Below are 18,299 nucleotides of genomic sequence, written 5' to 3'. Positions count from 1 at the left end.
TGGCCCGCGGGCGCCGGAGACATCAAGGGCGCCTACACCGACGTCGAGGTCTACCCGACGCACACCACCAAGTAGGACCGTCGGTGCGTTCGCGCATCTCCTCCACCCGTTCGGCGATCCTTCAGGCATGACCAAGCTGTTCTTGATGGTCGGCCTCCCCGGGGCCGGCAAGACCACGCGGGCCCGGCAACTGGCCGAGGAGCACGGGGCTCTTCGGCTGACGCCGGACGAGTGGATGATTCCGCTGTTCGGCGATCCCGACGCGGACGGAAAGCGTGACGTGCTGGAAGGGCGCCTGCTGTGGCTCGCCCTGGAGGCACTGCGCCTCGGCACCGACGTCGTACTGGACTTCGGCTGCTGGTCCCGTGACGAGCGAACCGCGATCCGCTCGCTGGTGACAGCCGAGGGCACGTCCTGCCACCTGGTGTACGTGCCGGTGGACCACGCCACCCAGCGCGCCCGCGTCGCCCATCGCCAGGCGACCACCCCGGACCGGACCTTCCCCATGAGCGAGGCGGACCTCCTGCGCTGGAGGTCGCTGTTCGAAGAGCCCGACGCGGCGGAACTCGGCGGCCACCGTGTCGACGGCCCGCCAACCGGCTGGCCGGGGTGGCGGGAGTGGGCCGAACATCGGTGGCCGTCGCTCGGCGCGCATCAGTTCTACGGGGCCCGGCCGGGGCCAAACCGGCCACAGATCGGACCCACTGAAATATGATCACGCCATGCCCGACATGACCGAGACAACGCCCGGATGGCTGGCCGAGGACGAGCTGGAGCTGGTCCGTGCCCGCATGCCGATTCTCTACGTCGAAGCCGTGCCGGTGCGCGTCGCGGACAGCGGCGAGGTGACGAGCGTCGGCCTGCTGCTCCGCATCGGCCCCGACGGCAACGTCAGCCGCACGCTGGTCTCCGGCCGCGTACTGCATCACGAACGCGTCCGTGACGCCCTCCTGCGCCACCTCGAAAAGGACCTCGGCCCGGTGGCGCTGCCCCGGGTGCCGGCCTCGCTCCAGCCCTTCACCGTCGCCGAGTACTTCCCCACCCAGGGCGTCACGCCGTACCACGACCCACGCCAGCACGCGGTCTCGCTGGCCTACATCGTCCCGGTCGCCGGGGACTGCCAGCCCCGCCAGGACGCGCTCGACCTGGTCTGGTTCAGCCCCGAGGACGCGGTCTCGGCGGCCATGCAGAACGAGATGCCGGGCGGCCACGGCGCCCTGCTCAAACAGGCCCTCGCCCACGCGGGCCTCGGCCTCTGACCGTTGTCCGACCCCCACGCACGACCGACGCCCGGCACCGCCCTGTTCCCGAAACGCCGGGACCGGTAGCACCATTGGCTGACTTGCCCGCGCCCGCGTCCACGAGGGAGACGTCATGTCACGAGCGTCCGCCGCACAGGACTGGATCACGGAGAACCTGCCCAAGCTGATCGCCGTGCACAAGGTGCCCGGCGCGCAGGTCGCCGTGCTGGTGGACGACGAGGTGGTGGACACGGCCGCCGGCGTGGTGAACAGGGCCACCGGGGTGCCCGTCACCCCGGACGCGGTCTTCCAGATCGGGTCGATCACCAAGATCTGGACGGCGACCCTGATCCAGCAACTGGCGAACGAGGGCCGCCTCGACCTGGACCGCCCGGTGCGGCAGTACCTGCCGGAGTTCACCCTGGCCGACGAGCACGCCGCCGCCACCGTCACCGTCCGCCAACTGCTCTGCCACACCTCGGGCGTCGAGGGCGACCGGTTCACCGACACGGGCGCGAACGACGACGCGGTCGAGCGCTATCTGCCCACGCTGGCCGAGGCCGAGCAGCTGTACCCGCCGGGCGAACAGTTCTCGTACTGCAACAGCGGCTACGTCGTCCTCGGCCGCCTCGTCGAGGTGCTGCGCGGCCAGACCTTCAACGCGGCGCTGCGCGCACACCTGATCGCGCCCCTCCGCCTCGCCCACGTGGCGACCCATGTCGGCGAGGCCATCCTGGAGCTGCCTGCCATCGGCCACCTCGGCCCCGACCCGCAGCCGGCCCCCGTCTACGGGCTGCCGCCCTCCACCGCCCCGGCCGGCGCCGCACTGGCGATGCCCGCGCGCACCCTGCTCGGGTTCGCCCAACTGCACCTGTCCGACCGGTCGTTCGACGTGATGCGCGAGACACAGGTGACCGTGCCGCCCCTGGGGGCACTGGGCGACCGCTGGGGGCTCGGATGGATGCTCGTCGACCAGCCCGAGCACTCCATGATCGGCCACGACGGCGGCACGATCGGGCAGTACGCGTTCCTGCGGGTCGTGCCGGAGGCGGGCATCGCCGTCGCCGTACTCACCAACGGCGGCGACGCCGCGGCATTCTTCCAGGATGTCGGCGGCCATCTGCTCGGCGAACTCGCCGGCGCACGGCTCCCGGCCCTGCCCCGGGTCCCCGAGGAGCCGGCACCGGTCGACGCGCACCGCGCCACCGGCACCTACCGCTCCACGCTCCTCGACTTCGCCGTCACCATCCACGACGACGGCACCACGTGGCTGACCACCACGCCGCGCACCAGTGAGGCCAGGGTGCTGCTCGGCGAGGACAGCGTCACCCAGCAGCTGGTGGGCCTCGGCCCCGACCGACTGATCACCGTCGAGGAACGCGCGGGGCGACACGAGGTGTTCGTCCTGGTCGGCAAGGACGCGGACGGGCGGGCGCGGTACCTCCACAACAGCCGGGCGGCGGCCCGCCTCTCGGGCTGACCCGGCGAGCGGCGGGTGCGCCTCAGACGCTCCGCTCCCCCAGCCGGTGCGGATGGGCCGGATAGACGCCGAGTACGCGGACCTCGGACGAGAAGAAGCGCAGCTCCTGAAGGGCGAGCGCGACGCGCGGCTCGTCAGGATGCCCCTCGATCTCGACATAGAAGCAGCTCGGGTTGAGCCCCGCGCCCATCTGATAGCTCTCGATCTTCGTGAGGTTCACCGCGCTACTGGAGAAGCCGCCGAGCGCCTTGTACAGCGCGCTCGGGATGTTCCGCACGGCGAAGAACAGACTCGTCATCGTCGGCCCGCCCGCCACGGGCGCGAAGTCGGCGTCCCGGGACAGCACGACGAACCGCGTGGTGTTGTCCGGGTCGTCCTCGACGCCCGCCTGCAACACCTCAAGACCGTAGTGCCGGGCCGCCGCCGGCGGAGCGAGCGCCGCATGCCGCGGATCGCCCAGCTCCGCCACCTCACGGGCGGCCCCCGCGGTGTCGTCACTGACCCGCGTACGCCACCCGCCCGCACGCACGATCTTCCGGCACTGCCCCAGAGCGTGCACGTGGCTGCGGACGCACTCCACATCGCCCAGCGACGCCCCCGGCACCCCCATGAGGTCGAATCGGATGGCGAGGAAGTACTCGCCGACCACGAACAGCCCGGACTCCGGGAGCAGGTGGTGCACATCGGCGACACGGCCGGCCGTGGAATTGTCCACCGGGATCACCGCCAGGTCGGCGGCGCCCGACGTCACCGCGTCCAGCGCCTGCTCGAAGCCGACGCAGGGCAGTTCCGTGCACCCGGGGAACAGCCTCTGGGCGACGGTCGCCGAGTTGGAGGCATGCTCGCCTTGATACGCGATGCTGGTCACAGAGTTTCACCTTCGGTGCGGAGGCCGTCGCCGTCGATCAGGGGGATCAATACGAGAGCCAACTCTGCCACCTCCACACCACCTCCACGCCCGCGGCCACTCAGCCGAGCGACATCGAGCCGAGGACGCCGCGGGGGTCGAACTCGTCGGCGTCGCGGGCGAGCGCGCTGTGGCGCTGGTGAGAAATCGACGGATCGCGAGTCCGGGCCCACACCCGGAACGTGCATGCGGCGGCAGATGGGCCGCAGACGCAGGTCGTTGTGTGAAGTACCGTAGCCGATGATCGATCATTGCTCAAATGACTTCCCGTTGAGGAGAGTTGACTTGTCCGTCCCACTGCCCACCGGTCCACCAGGCGGCGGCCCCTCGCTCGAACGCGTCCCGCTCCACGAACACGTCCGGCACTTCGTCCTCGAAGGCCTCGTCGCGGGGCGGTGGGAGCCGGGCGACCGGATCGTGGAGCGGCGCATCGCACAGGAGCTGGCCGTGAGCCAGGCTCCGGTGCGCGAGGCGCTGCGCGAGCTGGAGACCATGGAGCTGGTGACCTGCGCGCCGAACAAGGGGGTCCGCGTCCGCGAGTTGACGTTGGGTCAGCTGCGCGATGTCTATCTGGTGCGGGCCGCACTGGAGCGCCGCGCGGTCATGCTGGCCGCGCCCCGCATGGCGGGGAACGTGGCCACCCTGGAGCACCACCTGGACGCGATGCGGCGCGCCGCCGTCGAGGGCGACATCGACAGCCAGGCGCTGCACGGCGTCGCCTTCCATCGCGCGATCGTCCACGCCTGCGGGAACCCGGTGCTGATCCGGCACTGGGACTGGCTGGGCGTGGAGGCGTGGACGCGCCTGTCGTTGCGCTGGCTGCGGACCGAGCTGCACGACAACGCCGAGGACCACGAGGAGCTCGTCGAGGGGCTGCGCCGGGGCGATCCGCACCTGGGGCGCCTGATGGAGCTTCACGTCATGGACTACTCCAACGAATCGAGGACCTGATGCCACAGCTGAACCCCGCCGCCGAACTGCCCGCCGCCCACGCCGCGCGGCTCTCCGACCCCCGCACCACCACGGCCCCCGGCACCGTGACCGTCTTCTCGGACATCTGGTGCTCCTTCGCCCACGCCGGCCTGTACCGCCTGCACCGCACCCGCGAGCGGCTGGGACTGGCCGACCGGGTCCTGATCGACCACCGCGCCTTCCCGCTGGAGATGTTCAACGGCGGGCCGAGCCCGCGCCGCGGCACCGATTCCGAGGTGGGCGGGATCGCCCGCATCGAGCCCGACGCCGGCTGGCAGATGTGGCGGGCCGAGGACTGGAGGTTCCCCTCGACGTCGCTGTTCGCCCTGGAGGCCGTCCAACTCGCCAAGGAGCAGGGCCTGCGGGCGTCGGAGCGCCTGGACCTGGCCCTCCGCCGCGCGTTCTGGGCGCACAGCCGTCCCGTCGGCTCCCGCTCCGAGGTCATCGCGATCGCCCGCGAGACATCCGGGGTGAGCGAGGAGCTGATCGAACAGGGCCTGGACGACGGCCGCGCCCGGCGCCTGGTCACGCTCGACTTCGAGTGCGCCAGGCGCCACGAGGTGCGCTGCAGCCCGCACGCGTTCGTGTCCGGCGGCGCGGAGTGGGCCAACCCCGGCATCGAGGCCACCTGGCACGGTTCGTACGGAACCGGATTCCCGGAGGTCACCGGCGACGAACCCGACGCCTGGGAGGCCGTCCTGCGGGCGGCCGCCGACACCTCGTCCCCGTCCGTCACTCCGCCTGTCCCTCACACGTAAATTTGATCGATCATTGAAAATTACTCACCAGTAGGGCTTGATCGCCCCATCTGGCGCCGCATAGTTTCTGCATTGAGGAATTGATCTTCCACTTTACGGAAGCCGCGAAAGGTAGTTGCCTGACCCGGCCGGTTCCACCCACAGCTCCGGCCGCCAGGAAGCCGCCAATGCGCCGTCCGTGGCCGTCTCACCCGGCCGCGGGCGACCAGCTCCAGAAGGGCGAACCCATGTCCCTGCACCACCAGTTGGACCAACTGCCCGAGCCGGACCCGCAGGAGGTGGCCGAGTGGCTGGCCTCCGTGGACGGCGCGGTCGGCGCCGTGGGGCACCGGCGCACCGCCCGCCTGCTGCGCCGCGTGGTGGACCATGCCCGCAGGGCCGGCGTCCCGCTGCCCGCGCCGACGGTCACCCCGTACGTGAACACCATCCCGACCGACGCCGAACCCGCCTACCCCGGCGACGAGTCGATGGAGTCGCGGATCACCGCGTGGAACCGGTGGAACGCCGCCGCGATGGTGACACGCGGCAACGAACGCGGCGGCCTGGGCGGTCACATGGCCACCTACGCCTCGGCCGCCTGGCTCTACGAAGTCGGCTTCCAGCACTTCTTCCGGGGCAAGAACGCGGACGGCAGCGGCGACCAGCTCTACGTCCAGGGACATGCCTCCCCCGGCGTCTACGCCCGTGCCTTCCTCGAAGGCCGCCTGGACGAGGCGCAGTTGGACCGGTTCCGGATGGAAGCGGGTCCGGGCGGCGGACTGCCGTCGTATCCGCATCCGCGCCGCCTGCCGTGGCTGTGGGAGTTCCCCACCGTCTCGATGGGACTCGGTCCGCTCTCCGCCGTCTACCAGGCCCGCTTCAACCGCTACCTGCACAACCGCCGGATCAAGGACACCTCCGCCTCGCACGTGTGGGCGTTCCTGGGCGACGGCGAGATGGACGAGCCCGAGTCCACCGCCGCCCTGGCGCTCGCCGCCCGCGAGGAGCTGGACAACCTCACGTTCGTCATCAACTGCAACCTGCAGCGCCTCGACGGTCCCGTCCGCGGCAACTTCAAGATCATGCAGGAGCTGGAGGGGCAGTTCCGGGCCGCCGGCTGGAACGTCGTCAAGGTGCCGTGGGGCGTGGAGTGGGACGGCCTGCTCGCCACGGACACCGACGGGCTGCTCCTCGACGCCCTCGACACCCTGCCCGACGGGCAGTTGCAGACCTTCGCCGCCCGTGACGGCGCGTACATCCGCGACCGGCTCTTCACCGGCGAACTCGCCGGCCTCGCCCGCTCGTACTCGGACGCCGATCTCGCCCGCATCGTCGGAACCTCGCGCGGCGGCCACGAGCCACGCAAGGTGCACGCCGCCTACCGCGCCGCCATCGACCACCAGGGCGCGCCGACCGTCGTCCTCATCCAGACCGTCAAGGGCTGGACACTCGGCCCCGGCTTCGAGTCGCGCAACGCCAACCACCAGATGAAGAAGCTCTCCGGCAAGGAGTTCCGCGCCATGCGCGACCTGCTGGAGCTGCCCATCCCGGACTCCGCGCTCGGCGATGGACAGATCCCCTACGCCCACCCGGGCCCGGACTCCGACGAGGTCACCTACCTCAACGAACGGCGCCGCACGCTCGGTGGCCCCGCCCCCGCCCGCCGCGTCGTCGCGCGACCGCTCCCCGCGCCCGCCGACAAGCCCTTCACCAGCCTCAACAAGGGCTCGGGCAACCAGGAGATCGCCACCACCATGGCCTTCGTCCGGCTGGTCAAGGACCTCATGCGGGACAAGGAGACCGGTGCGCGCTGGGTGCCCGTCGTCCCCGACGAGGCCCGCACCTTCGGCATGGAGTCCCTGTTCCCGTCCGCCGGGATCTACTCGCCCAAGGGCCAGACGTACGAGCCCGTCGACCGCGACCAGCTCCTCTACTACAAGGAGTCGACGTCCGGTCAGATCCTCAACGAGGGCATCACGGAAGCGGGTTCACTCGCCTCCTTCACGGCCGCCGCCACCTCCTACGCCACACACGGCGAGCCGATGATCCCCTTCTACATCTTCTACTCGATGTTCGGCTGGCAGCGCACCGCCGACCAATTCTGGGCGCTCGCCGACCAGTTGGGCCGCGGCTTCGTCATCGGCGCCACCGCGGGACGCACCACCATGACCGGCGAGGGCCTCCAGCACGCCGACGGCCACTCCCACCTCATCGCCTCCACCAACCCGGCCTGCCTGCCGTACGATCCGGCCTTCGCCTACGAGGTCGGGGTCATCGTCAAGGACGGTCTGCGCCGCATGTACGGGGAGGAGGCCGAGGACGTCTTCTACTACCTCACCGTCTACAACGAGAGCAAGATCCAGCCGCCCATGCCGGCCGTCGAAGGCATCGAGGACGGCATCCTGCGCGGCCTCTACCGCTACCGGCCCGCCGCCGACGACGCGGGCGGCCCCCGGGCCCAACTCCTCGCCTCCGGCACCGCGATCCACTGGATCCTCAAGGCCCAGGAACTCCTGGCGAACGACTGGAACGTCGCCGCCGACGTGTGGTCCGCCCCCTCCTGGACCCTGCTGCGCCGCGACGCCATGCGGGCCGAGCGGGAGGGCCGCGCCCCGTACGTCACCTCTGCCCTCGCCGACGCGTCCGGTCCCGTCATCGCCGTATCGGACTGGATGCGCGCCGTCCCTGACCAGATCGCCCCCTGGGTCACCCAGCAGTGGACCTCCATCGGCACCGACGGGTTCGGCCTCTCCGACAACCGCGACAACGTACGCCGCCACTTCGGCGTCGACCCCCACTCCATCGTCGTCCACACCCTGCGCACCCTCGCCGCCCGTGGCGACATCAAGCCGGACACACCGGACCTCGCCATCCAGCGCTACGGCCTGGAAGAACAGGAGTGACCGCCATGCCTACGTCCGTATCCCTGCCCGCACTGGGCGAGTCGGTCACCGAGGGCACCGTCACCCGCTGGCTCAAGGAGGTCGGCGAGGAGGTCGCGGAGGACGAGCCGCTGCTCGAGGTCTCGACCGACAAGGTCGACACCGAGATCCCCTCCCCCGTCGCCGGCGTGCTCCTGGAGATCGCCGTCGCCGAGGACGAGACCGCCGAGGTCGGCGCCAAGCTCGCCGCCATCGGCGCCCCGGGCGCCGCCCCGGCAGCCGCCGAGACCCCGGCCCCGGCCGCGCCCGCTGCTCCGGCCCCCGCGCCGGCCGCCCCGGCCCCGGTCGCCCCGTCCGCCCCGTCCGCCCCGGCCACCCCCGCCGCCCCGGTCACCCCGGCCGACGAGGGCGCCTACGTCACCCCGCTGGTGCGCAAGCTCGCCTCCGAGCACGGCGTCGACCTCTCCACCGTCAAGGGCACCGGCGTCGGCGGCCGCATCCGCAAGCAGGACGTCACCGCCGCCGCCGAGGCCGCCAAGGCCCAGGCCCCCGCCGCTGCCGCCCCGGCCGCCGCCAAGACCGCCCCGACCCTGGAGGCCTCCCCGCTGCGCGGCCAGACGGTCAAGCTGCCCCGCATCCGCAAGGCCATCGCGGACAACATGCACAAGGCGCTCCAGGAGCAGGCCCAGCTGTCCTCGGTCATCGAGGTCGACATCACCAAGCTGATGAAGCTGCGCAACAAGGCCAAGACCGGCTTCGCCGCCCGCGAAGGCGTCAAGCTCTCCCCGATGCCGTTCTTCGTCAAGGCCGCCGTCCAGGCACTGAAGGCCCACCCGGTCATCAACGCCCGCCTCAACTACGACGAGGGCACCATCACCTACTTCGACTCCGAGAACGTCGGCATCGCCGTCGACTCGGAGAAGGGCCTGATGACCCCGGTCATCAAGGGCGCCGGTGACCTCAACATCGCGGGCATCGCCAAGAAGACCGCCGAGCTGGCCGACAAGGTCCGCACCAACAAGATCGCCCCGGACGACCTGTCCGGCGCGACCTTCACGATCTCCAACACCGGATCGCGCGGCGCCCTCTTCGACACCGTCATCGTCCCGCCGAACCAGGTCGCCATCCTGGGCATCGGCGCCACCGTCAAGCGCCCGGTCGTCATCTCCGACCCGGAGCTCGGCGACACCATCGCGGTGCGTGACATGACCTACGTGACGCTCTCCTACGACCACCGCCTGGTGGACGGCGCCGACGCCGCCCGCTACCTGACGACGGTCAAGCAGATCCTCGAGGCCGGCGAGTTCACTGCCGAGGTCGGCCTGTAAGCGCTCCAAAGCGCTCCAACCCCCGGCCGGACGTGGCCCCGTTGGGGCACGTCCGGCTCCGTGGGCGATCAGTTCAAGTCGCTGCTGTACCGCCGACTCTGGTCGCAGACCGCCCCGACGCCGATGAACACCGCGCCCGCGAGGAACAGCAGCGAGACACCCCACGTCGCGTGCGACGGCGACGCCTGCACGATGGCGAAGGCCGCGAGGGGTGCGAGGCCGCCGGAGAACGCGCCGCCGACCTCGCGTCCGGTGCCGAGGCCCGTTCCGCGTACTGCGGGCGGGAACTGGCGGGCCAGGAAGGCGCCTTGGGCGGAGAGCAGGGCGGGCACCGTGATGCCGGTGGCAAGCGTGAGTCCGAGCCAGATCAGCCAGTTGTTCCGCGTGTCCAGGAGCCAGAAGAACGGGAAGGCCAGCGCGGCGGTGGCGACGGCACTGATGACGACCACCTTCTTCGAGCCGATGGCATCGCTCAGCCGGCCCGCCAGCGGCACCGTAATGAGTGAGCAGCAGCTCGCGATGCTGATGCCCAGGGCGCCGACGCTGGCCGAGACACCTTGGAAGTCGGTGAGGTAGGACAGTGAGAACGTCTTGAAGGTGTAGCTGACGCCGTTGTAGCCGATGGTGATGGCCATGACGACGGCGAGGCCCCGCCAGTCCGTTCGGAAGAGCTGGATGAGCGGGTTCTTCCTCCGCGCGGGGCGGGCGCTCTCTTGGTGTGTCATCTCCTGGAAGGCGGGTGTCTCGGGCAGGTTGCGGCGCACCCACAGGCCGATGCCGACGAGCAGGAAGCTCAGGACGAACGGGATCCGCCAGCCGACGCTGTACAGGAAGTCGTCGTTCATGCTGGTGAGACCGGCGACGGTGAGGGACGAGGCGAGCAGGCCGATGTTCACCCCGAGCGCGGGCCAGGAGCCCTGCCGGCCCCGCGACTTGGCGTCCGCGTGCTCGTAGGCCACGGCGATCGCACCGCCGAACTCCGCGCCCGCACCGAGCCCTTGGAGCAGGCGCAGCAGGACGAGCAGGACCGGGGCCATGACACCGATGGAAGCGTAGCTCGGCAGCAGGCCTATGCAGGCGGAGGAAGCTCCCATCAGGGTGAACGTCAGGGACAGCACCTTCTTGCGGCCCAGCCGGTCACCCATCATCCCGAACATGATGCCGCCGACGGGGCGGGCGAAGAATCCCACCGCGAAGGTGCCGAGCGCGGCCATGGTGGCCAACGCGGGTTCCCCGGCGGGGAAGAACACCTTCCCGAACACCAGGGCCGCCATCGAGGCGTAGAGGTAGAAGTCGAACCACTCCATCGCGGAACCCGCGATGACGGCCGAGCGCACGCCTTTTGGCGCCCGCGAGGCGGTGGCGCGCTCTTCGTCGAGCGTACTTGCCATGTCCCTCTTCTTTCGGTGCCGAGCCGGACGCGGACCGTGCCTGCGGCGCGTCGGAGCCCGGAGGAGCGGGAGTCCTGGGGCAGGACCAGACAGTCATCGAAGATGATCGAGGTTTCAGTGGGTTCTTATATGCGAACCATGACTCGGATATGCGAAGGCTAGGCGAGCGTCGAAGAAGGCGTCAAGGAGTCGGGGCGCGAGGGTCGCGCACCGGCGAGGCAGGGGAAGGGAAGGGAAGGGAGTGCGGCTACCGGTCGCCGAGTCGCGCCGCCGCCGCGGCCACCGCGCCGGTGAGCGCGTCCGCGATGGCGGGGAGGTGCTCCGCGATGCGCTGGGTGGGGCCGGCGACCGAGATGACGCCGCGCACCGCACCCTGGACGAGGATCGGGCGGGCCGCCGCACTGACGTCGGGGAGCGTCTCGCCCCGGTTGAACGCCACGCCGCCGGTGCGCACCGCGGCGAGTTCTTCCAGCGCGGCCCGGTAGGCGTCCGGGTCCGGAAGCGCGTCACGCAGGTAGGCCTCGCGCTGTGCCGCGGTCCGGTACGCCAGGATGACCTTGCCCGCGCTCGGCGGATACAGCGGGCGGCGGACGCGGATGGGCGCCGAGTACCGGATCAGCTGCTGCGATTCGGCGGAGGCCAGGTACACGACGGAGTCGCCGACCCCCACGCCGAGCATCGCGGTCTCCTGGAACTGCTCACGCAGCGCGTCAAGGCTGGGCTGCGCGGCCCCGGCCACGTCCAGGGACGGCTGCGACAGCAGATTCGCGAGCGCGGGCCCGAGCGCGTAGACGCCGTGCTCCTCGACCAGGTACCCCGTCGACACCAGCCCCTTGACCAGCCCGAAGACCGAGGACTTCGGGGCGTCGAGGGCGGTCGAGAGTTCATGCATACGGGCGCCGTCCCGCTGCGCGACGATCTCAAGGATGTCGGTCACCCGGCTGACGGTCCGGTGCGCCTTGGCGACGGTCTCGGCCACGGTGACCCTCCCTCTCGGTTCGTATCTACGAACTCTATCCGTCACCGAAGGTCCCGGTCGACTCTTGACCGGCCGCACCCGCCCGCCTACGTTGATCGTATCTGCGAACGTGATGACGCAAATACGAACGGACACCGTCATGCACACCGAGCCGCACACGCTGCCCACCGAACCGCGCACCGAATCGCGCACCGAACCGTCCACTGAGATCACCCAGCGCGGGCTGTACTTCGAGGAACTGGAACCGGGTGTGCGTTACGCGCACCGGCCCGGGCGCACCCTCGGCGAGGCCGACAACACGTTCTTCACCACGCTGACCATGAACCCCCAGAGCCTCCACCTGGACGAACACGCCGCCGCCGACACCGAGTTCGGCCAGCGCCTGGTCAACAGCCTGCTCACGCTCTCCACCGTCGTGGGCCTCAGCGTCGGCCAGCTCACCCAGGGCACGACGGTCGCCAACCTGGGCTTCGAGCAGGTCACCTTCCCCGCACCGGTCTTCCACGGTGACACCCTCTACGCCGAGACCGAGGTCATCGCCAAGCGCGCCTCCGCCTCGCGCCCCGACGACGGCGTGGTCACCTTCGAGCACCGCGGCCGCAATCAGCGCGGCGAACTCGTCGCCGTCGTCCGGCGTGTGGCCCTGATGCGGCGCGACCCGGCCAACTCCGCGGCAGAGGACGGCCGATGAGCGCGCTCAAGGGCCCCGCCCTGCTGTTCTGCCCCGCCGACCGGCCGGACCGCTACGCCAAGGCCGCCGCCCGCGCCGACAGCGTCGTCCTCGACCTGGAGGACGCCGTGGCCCCCGCGGACAAGGACCGCGCCCGGCAGTCCGTCGTCCAGGCCCTCCCAGGCCTCGACCCGGCACACACCTTCGTACGGATCAACGCCCTCGACACACCATGGGGCGAGCACGACCTGGCGGCGCTGCCCGCACACACCATGGTCATGCTTCCCAAGGCCGGATCCGCCGCCGACGTGCGCGCCTGCGCACCGCACACTGTCCTCGCCCTGTGCGAGACCGCGGCCGGAGTACTCGCCGCGGAATCCCTCGCGCGCACCGACAACTGCGCGGGCCTGATGTGGGGCGGCGAGGACCTCATCGCCGACCTGGGCGGCCGCTCAAGCCGCGGCCCGGACGGCGGCTACCGCGGGGTGGTCCGCCATGCGCGGGCACAGGTCCTGCTGGCCGCAACCGCCGCCCACAAGTACGCCGTTGACGCCGTGCACCTCGACATCCCCGACCTCGAAGGCCTGGCGGTCGAGGCCGAGGACGCCGCGGCCGTCGGCTTCCGCGCCAAGGCCTGCATCCACCCCAGCCATGTGGCGCCCATCCGCACCGCGTTCGCACCCACCGAGGCCGAGGGCCGCTGGGCCCGCGAGGTCCTCGCGGCGGCCGAGACCCACGGCGCCGTCTTCCGGCACGAGGGCCGCATGGTCGACGCCCCCGTCCTGGCCCACGCCCGCTCGGTGCTCACCGCCCTGGAACCCACCGGCGACGCCGCACACCCCACACGGAAGTGACACCGACATGGACTTCGAACTGACCGCGCAGCAGCAGGACATCCAGGCGGGCGTCCGCGACCTGGCCAGGTCCTTCAGCCCGGACTACTGGTCGCGGCAGGACCAACGCGCCGAATTCCCCTGGCAGTTCTACGAGGCGTTCGCCAAGGCCGGCTGGCTCGGCATCGCCGTGCCCGAGGAGTACGGAGGCGGCGGTCTGGGTGTCCTGGAAGCCGCTCTCCTGCTGGAGGAGGTGGCCGCCTCCGGGGCGGGCATGAACGGCTGCAGCACCATGCACCTGACCATCTTCGGGCTCAACGTCCTGGCCAAGCACGGCAGTGAGCAGTTGCGCCGCGAGGTACTGCCGCACGCCGTCACCGGCGACCTGCACGTGTGCTTCGGTGTCACGGAACCGGACGCGGGCACCGACACCACCCGCGTCTCCACGTTCGCCCGCCGCGACGGCGACCACTACGTGATCGACGGCCGCAAGATCTGGATCACCAAGGCCGGTGACTCGCAGAAGATGGTGCTGCTGGCCCGCACCACGCCCCGCGACGAGGTCACCAAGCCCACCGACGGGCTCTCCGTCTTCCTCGTCGACATCGACCGCACCGCCATGGACATCCGGCCGATCCCCAAGATGGGGCGCAACGCCGTCGCCTCCAACGAGATCTTCATCGACGGGCTGCGGGTGCCCGCCACGTGCCGTATCGGCGAGGAGGGCCAGGGCTTCCGCTATCTCCTGGACGGCCTCAACCCCGAACGGATCCTGCTCGCCCACGAGGCGCTCGGCATCGGCCGCGCGGCCCTGGACGTGGCGACCCAGTACGCCAAGGACCGCGTCGTCTTCGACCGCCCCATCGGCCGCAACCAGGGCATCGCCTTCCCGCTCGCCGAGGCTCTCACCCGCCTGGACGCCGCCCGGCTCATGGCCCGCAACGCCGCCTGGCGCTACGACCAGGGGCAGCACTGTGCCCGTGAGGCGAACATGGCCAAGTGGCTCTGCGCCGACGCCGGTTTCCAGGCCGCCGACGCCTCCGTCCAGACACTGGGCGGCATGGGATACGCGCAGGAGTACCACGTCGAGCGGTACTTTCGGGAGTCGCGCCTGATGCGTCTGGCCCCCGTCAGCCAGGAGATGGTCCTCAACTACGTCGCCCAGCACGTGCTCGGTCTGCCGAGGTCCTACTGATGACGACACAGGTCACTACACCGGATGCCCCTACGCCCGGCGCGCTGGCGGGCCTCAAGGTCCTCGACCTCTCCCGCGTCCTCGCGGGCCCCCTGTGCACCCAGATGCTCGCCGACCACGGCGCCACCGTCGTCAAGGTGGAATCCCCGACCGGCGACGACACCCGCCGCTGGGGACCGCCGTTCCTCACCGAGGACACCAGCGCGTACTACGCGAACGTCAACCGCGGCAAGCAGAACATCGTCGTCGACCTGGCCACCGACCAGGGCCGCACCATCCTCGGCACCCTCCTGGCCGACGCCGACGTGGTGGTGGAGAACTTCAAGGCCGGCACCCTCGCCGCCTGGGGCTACCCCGACGACGTGATCCGCGAGCGCTGGCCCGCCCTGATCCACTGCCGCATCACCGGCTTCGGCACCGAAGGACCGCTCGGCGGGCTCCCCGGCTACGACGCCGTACTCCAGGCGTACGGCGGCCTGATGAGCATCAACGGGGAACAGGAGGGCCCGCCGCTGCGCATCGGCGTCCCCGTCGTCGATCAGGTCACCGGCATCCTCGCGTTCTCCGGAATCCTGCTGGCCCTCAACGAACGCCACCGCTCGGGCCGCGGCCAGCTCGTCGACACCACCCTCCTCGACACCGTCATCAGCCTCCTACACCCCCATTCGGCATCCTGGCTGGCCGACGGCCGGATCCCGTCCCGTACAGGATCCGCCCATCCCACCATCGCCCCCTACGAGAACTTCGCCACGCTCGACGGCCTGTTCTTCATCGGCGCGGGCAACGACCGTCAATTCGCGGCGCTCGCCGACGTGTTGGACGAACCCGCCCTCGCCACGGACCCGCGCTTCGCGACCAACCCCGACCGCGTACGCAATGTGGCGGAGCTCCGCGCCGTCCTCGCCGGCCGCATCGCGGGCCGCCGCCGCGCCGAACTCTCGGAACACCTCCTCGCCCGAGGAGTCCCGGCGTCCCCGGTCCACGACATCGCCGAGGCCATGACGGCGCCACAGGTACGCCACCGCGAACTCGTCGTCGAACAGGACGGCTATCGCGGCATCGGCGTCCCCATCAAACTGAGCCGCACCCCGGGCCACGCGGCGGCTCCGCCGAGCCCTGCGGGCGGCGACACCAGGGACGTACTCGCGGCGGCCGGTTGCACGCCGGAGGAGATCGCGGAGGCGTTGGAGGGCGGTGCGGTGGTGGCTCGGGAGAAGGGGCGGATCCCTTAGGGCGCGGCAGGCCGGAGACGCCGTAGAAAGAGTGGGCTACGGTCTCAACAAGCGGCTGCGGACCACAAACGGGAGGATCCCATGCTGCAGCAGGTCGCGGAAGGAGTGCTCGTCCACCAGAGCGAGTTGCTCCAGAACAACACCGTTGTCGTGCAGGGCAAGGACGGCGTACTGCTCGTCGACCCCGGGATCACAGACGACGAAATGCTCTGCCTCGCGAACGACCTTCACAAGTACGGCCGCCCCGTGGCAGCGGGCTTCTCGACACATCCGGATTGGGATCACGCGCTCTGGCACACCGAGTTCGGCGAAGCGCCTCGATACGGCACGGCCCGCTGCGCGAAATTCCTGGAACATCTGCTCTCGGACCCGGACTGGAAGGCCCACCTCGCCGAGGGCTTGCCGCCGGAAATCGCCGAGGAGACGCCGCTGGATCTCTTCGGCCGCATCACGGGTCTGCCGGCCGGGACCGCGCGGATTCCTTGGGACGGCCCTGAGGCCCGGATCATCGAACTCCCGGCCCATGCCCCGGGCCACGCAGCAGTACTGATCGAACAGAGCAGAGTACTCATCGCCGGCGACATGCTGTCCGACGTCCTGATCCCAATGCTCGACGATTCCGCCGACCCGATCGAGGACTACTTGGTGGGGCTTCGACGTCTGGAGGACGTGACGGACGACGTCGACATCGTCATCCCAGGCCACGGTTCCGTCGGCACAGCCGATCAACTCCACGCACGGATCGACCTGGACCGTGCGTACGTGCACGCCCTACGCGACGGCATCCCTCCCAGCGACCCACGGATCGGCCCATCGGCGAAGCCCGGCTGGGAGTGGGTGAGCGACATCCACGAAGGACAGGCCCAGAGCGTCGCCCGACGGGGTGGGCGCGAAGGAACGGGCGGTTAGAGATCCGCGCTCCAGCACCACCGGCAACTGGCAAAGGGAGCCCGCCACTTGACCCGCCTCCCACCTCGAAAGGTCAAGAAGTCTGAAGGGCGGCGGCCAAGGCATGGGCCGTGGCCGGTCCCGTGGCCCGGCCGTACGGGGCGTGGGCCTCCGTGAGGGAGGGCATGGTGGCCGGGGAGCGTTCCTGTGGGGTGCGTTCGACGACGGTGGCGCCTGTGGCGGCTTCGAGGACGGGGGCGTAGCCGGCCGTTCGCAGGGCGGTCAGGGTTGTCTCGGGATCCGCCGCGGAGATCAGGACGGTGGGGGCGAGCGCGCGCAGGCCGAGCTTGGCGAGGGGGCGGGCGGCGGCGATCTCGGCGGTCAGCGCGGGGTCGTCACAGCGCAGGGCGCAGGCTGAGCGGACGACGCGGATGCGGCCGTGGACGCGGGCGGTGTCGGTGATGAGGTAGGTGAGTGGCTGCGGGAGCGGTGCGGAGCCGTGCGAGGCGGCGGTGAGGCGGTCGGTCAGCGCGGCGGCGTCCCAGCCCGCGTCCAGCGCGCGACGCACGGAGGCGGGGCCGATCCGCCACACCGTGGCGTGCCCGTCGGACTCGCGGTCCGCGCAGGCCGCGAGGAGCTCGGCGAGGTCGGGTGCGGCCGGTCCTGTGACGGTGGCGGTGAGGTCGGCCTGGAAGCGGGCGGTGTGTTCGGGCGGCGGGAGCAGCTCGGCCAGCGACCGCCCCAACTCCTCGACCGCGTCTGCCAGTTCCTGGTGTTCGCCGATGTCCGCTCCGGCGCCGGGGACGGCCGGGAAGTGTCGGGCCGCGCCCGCGTCGAGGAGGCCGAGGACGGCGTGCCCCGCGGCGGTGAGGGCGTGGTGGGCGGTGAGGCCGAGGAGTTCGGCCTCACCGAGGACGGCTCGCGCGCGGTCCTCTACGTCGGGGATGGACAGGCAGGCCGGGCGGTACCAGGAGGCACGGACGACGAGGTCGGTGAGGGTGTCACGGTCGAGTGCCGACGCAGGTACGGACCGGCCGGCGGTGGCGGTTCCGGGTGCCTCGCCCTCGGGCAGTGAGCCGAGAGCGGCGAGCAGGCCGTGGCGCAGGTCGACGGCGTACGGGTCGTCGGGGGCGGTCAGCGCGACGGGGGTGTCGCCCGAGTCCTCGGGCCAGTACGTGAAGGTCTCCGGGACCACCGCCCACGCGGCGACCAGCGGCAGCAGCCGGGTGGCCGGGTCCGACCCGGACCACCGGTCCCAGGCGGCGGTGGGCAGCAGCCGTACCGGTTCGGCCGGGGACGCGGCGGCGCGGCGGGAACGGCCGCGCCCTGCGGTCGCGTTGCTGCTCTCCTCGGGCTCACTTGGTCCGATCAGCGCGGCGTTCGCCGCGAGCTCGGTCCACAGGCGGGTCTCGCTCGCGTCGAGCCCGGCCGCCTTGGCGAGGCGACGGGTGTCGCGTACGGCGACGCCGCCGCTCTTGCGGATCGCGACCGGCGCGGCGGCCAGGGCGCGCAGCAGGCGTTCGGCGCGGTCGGCGGCGGCCGCCGCGGCGGACCGGGCCTGACC

General features: G+C 71.1%; 16 protein-coding genes. 12 read left to right on the top strand and 4 right to left on the bottom strand.

All coding sequences use genetic code 11. From position 1 onward, the window contains the following. The first annotated feature begins 127 nt into the window (after positions 1–127). From OKJ99_RS03185 to OKJ99_RS03175, 3 genes are all read left to right on the top strand, one after another. Positions 128–715, top strand: a complete 588-nt coding sequence (locus tag OKJ99_RS03185; protein WP_326014158.1) for an AAA family ATPase — start codon at positions 128–130, stop codon at positions 713–715. Positions 716–731: 16 nt separating this feature from the next. Continuing rightward, entirely contained in the window at positions 732–1,259 is a 528-nt protein-coding gene (locus OKJ99_RS03180; RefSeq protein ID WP_326014162.1) for an NUDIX hydrolase family protein, read from the top strand. A 115-nt stretch (positions 1,260–1,374) separates the two neighbouring features. Continuing rightward, positions 1,375–2,721, top strand: a complete 1,347-nt coding sequence (locus OKJ99_RS03175; protein WP_326014156.1) for a serine hydrolase domain-containing protein — start codon at positions 1,375–1,377, stop codon at positions 2,719–2,721. A gap of 22 nt (positions 2,722–2,743) precedes the next feature. Here OKJ99_RS03175 and OKJ99_RS03170 read toward each other — a convergent pair whose 3' ends face one another. Then, positions 2,744–3,589 (bottom strand): prephenate dehydratase, encoded by an 846-nt coding sequence (locus tag OKJ99_RS03170; protein ID WP_326014154.1) that lies wholly within the window; start codon positions 3,587–3,589, stop codon positions 2,744–2,746. 324 nt (positions 3,590–3,913) lie between these two features. Here OKJ99_RS03170 and OKJ99_RS03165 point away from each other — a divergent pair, with 324 nt between their 5' ends. The 4 genes from OKJ99_RS03165 (at position 3,914) to sucB (ending at position 9,547) form a co-directional block, all read left to right on the top strand. After that, positions 3,914–4,579 carry a GntR family transcriptional regulator gene (locus OKJ99_RS03165; RefSeq protein ID WP_326014152.1) on the top strand — a complete coding sequence of 222 codons (666 nt, stop codon included), beginning with the start codon at positions 3,914–3,916 and terminating at the stop codon, positions 4,577–4,579. Further along, positions 4,579–5,358 carry a DsbA family oxidoreductase gene (locus OKJ99_RS03160; protein WP_326014151.1) on the top strand — a complete coding sequence of 260 codons (780 nt, stop codon included), beginning with the start codon at positions 4,579–4,581 and terminating at the stop codon, positions 5,356–5,358. Before OKJ99_RS03165 ends, OKJ99_RS03160 begins: the two co-directional genes overlap by 1 nt. Positions 5,359–5,525: 167 nt before the next feature. Next, the gene (aceE, locus tag OKJ99_RS03155; RefSeq protein WP_407700637.1) at positions 5,526–8,240 is read left to right on the top strand and encodes a pyruvate dehydrogenase (acetyl-transferring), homodimeric type; all 2,715 of its coding nucleotides are present in this window, start codon (positions 5,526–5,528) and stop codon (positions 8,238–8,240) included. 5 nt (positions 8,241–8,245) lie between these two features. Beyond that, a complete protein-coding gene (gene sucB, locus OKJ99_RS03150; protein WP_407700636.1) occupies positions 8,246–9,547 on the top strand; it encodes a 2-oxoglutarate dehydrogenase, E2 component, dihydrolipoamide succinyltransferase in 1,302 nt (433 codons plus the stop codon). A gap of 68 nt (positions 9,548–9,615) precedes the next feature. On the opposite strand, the gene OKJ99_RS03145 is transcribed toward sucB, so the two are convergent. Further along, positions 9,616–10,938: an MFS transporter gene (locus OKJ99_RS03145; RefSeq protein ID WP_326014150.1), complete on the bottom strand. Its 1,323-nt coding sequence runs from the start codon at positions 10,936–10,938 to the stop codon at positions 9,616–9,618. A gap of 247 nt (positions 10,939–11,185) precedes the next feature. Next, positions 11,186–11,917 carry an IclR family transcriptional regulator gene (locus OKJ99_RS03140; protein WP_326014149.1) on the bottom strand — a complete coding sequence of 244 codons (732 nt, stop codon included), beginning with the start codon at positions 11,915–11,917 and terminating at the stop codon, positions 11,186–11,188. Positions 11,918–12,029: 112 nt separating this feature from the next. On the opposite strand from OKJ99_RS03140, the gene OKJ99_RS03135 reads away from it, so the two are divergent. From OKJ99_RS03135 to OKJ99_RS03115, 5 genes are all read left to right on the top strand, one after another. Further along, on the top strand, positions 12,030–12,608 hold the full coding sequence (locus OKJ99_RS03135; RefSeq protein ID WP_326014148.1) for a MaoC family dehydratase: 579 nt from the start codon (positions 12,030–12,032) through the stop codon (positions 12,606–12,608). Continuing rightward, positions 12,605–13,441, top strand: coding sequence for an HpcH/HpaI aldolase/citrate lyase family protein (locus tag OKJ99_RS03130; protein ID WP_326014147.1), 837 nt, complete (start codon positions 12,605–12,607; stop codon positions 13,439–13,441). The genes OKJ99_RS03135 and OKJ99_RS03130 overlap by 4 nt, the downstream gene beginning before the upstream one ends. Before the next feature lie 7 nt (positions 13,442–13,448). Continuing rightward, positions 13,449–14,615, top strand: coding sequence for an acyl-CoA dehydrogenase family protein (locus OKJ99_RS03125; protein WP_326014146.1), 1,167 nt, complete (start codon positions 13,449–13,451; stop codon positions 14,613–14,615). Beyond that, positions 14,615–15,847: a CaiB/BaiF CoA transferase family protein gene (locus OKJ99_RS03120; protein WP_326014144.1), complete on the top strand. Its 1,233-nt coding sequence runs from the start codon at positions 14,615–14,617 to the stop codon at positions 15,845–15,847. The genes OKJ99_RS03125 and OKJ99_RS03120 overlap by 1 nt, the downstream gene beginning before the upstream one ends. 81 nt (positions 15,848–15,928) lie before the next feature. Continuing rightward, positions 15,929–16,756, top strand: a complete 828-nt coding sequence (locus OKJ99_RS03115; RefSeq protein ID WP_326014142.1) for an MBL fold metallo-hydrolase — start codon at positions 15,929–15,931, stop codon at positions 16,754–16,756. A gap of 73 nt (positions 16,757–16,829) precedes the next feature. On the opposite strand, the gene OKJ99_RS03110 is transcribed toward OKJ99_RS03115, so the two are convergent. Next, the coding region (locus OKJ99_RS03110; RefSeq protein WP_326014140.1) for a helicase-associated domain-containing protein at positions 16,830–18,299 on the bottom strand (1,470 nt) is incomplete at its 5' end.

Origin of the sequence: Streptomyces endophyticus, assembly GCF_035798155.1 — a bacterium.
Classification (GTDB): domain Bacteria; phylum Actinomycetota; class Actinomycetes; order Streptomycetales; family Streptomycetaceae; genus Streptomyces; species Streptomyces endophyticus.
This window is presented reverse-complemented; position numbering and strand designations above follow the sequence as displayed.

Coding starts and splice junctions, on each gene's coding strand:
- aceE (WP_407700637.1), top strand. CDS start 5,526: ATGCGCCGTCCGTGGCCGTCTCACCCGGCCGCGGGCGACCAGCTCCAG.
- OKJ99_RS03185 (WP_326014158.1), top strand. CDS start 128: ATGACCAAGCTGTTCTTGATGGTCGGCCTCCCCGGGGCCGGCAAGACC.
- OKJ99_RS03135 (WP_326014148.1), top strand. CDS start 12,030: ATGACGCAAATACGAACGGACACCGTCATGCACACCGAGCCGCACACG.
- OKJ99_RS03160 (WP_326014151.1), top strand. CDS start 4,579: ATGCCACAGCTGAACCCCGCCGCCGAACTGCCCGCCGCCCACGCCGCG.
- OKJ99_RS03175 (WP_326014156.1), top strand. CDS start 1,375: ATGTCACGAGCGTCCGCCGCACAGGACTGGATCACGGAGAACCTGCCC.
- sucB (WP_407700636.1), top strand. CDS start 8,246: ATGCCTACGTCCGTATCCCTGCCCGCACTGGGCGAGTCGGTCACCGAG.
- OKJ99_RS03130 (WP_326014147.1), top strand. CDS start 12,605: ATGAGCGCGCTCAAGGGCCCCGCCCTGCTGTTCTGCCCCGCCGACCGG.
- OKJ99_RS03125 (WP_326014146.1), top strand. CDS start 13,449: ATGGACTTCGAACTGACCGCGCAGCAGCAGGACATCCAGGCGGGCGTC.
- OKJ99_RS03145 (WP_326014150.1), bottom strand. CDS start 10,938: ATGGCAAGTACGCTCGACGAAGAGCGCGCCACCGCCTCGCGGGCGCCA.
- OKJ99_RS03115 (WP_326014142.1), top strand. CDS start 15,929: ATGCTGCAGCAGGTCGCGGAAGGAGTGCTCGTCCACCAGAGCGAGTTG.
- OKJ99_RS03180 (WP_326014162.1), top strand. CDS start 732: ATGACCGAGACAACGCCCGGATGGCTGGCCGAGGACGAGCTGGAGCTG.
- OKJ99_RS03120 (WP_326014144.1), top strand. CDS start 14,615: ATGACGACACAGGTCACTACACCGGATGCCCCTACGCCCGGCGCGCTG.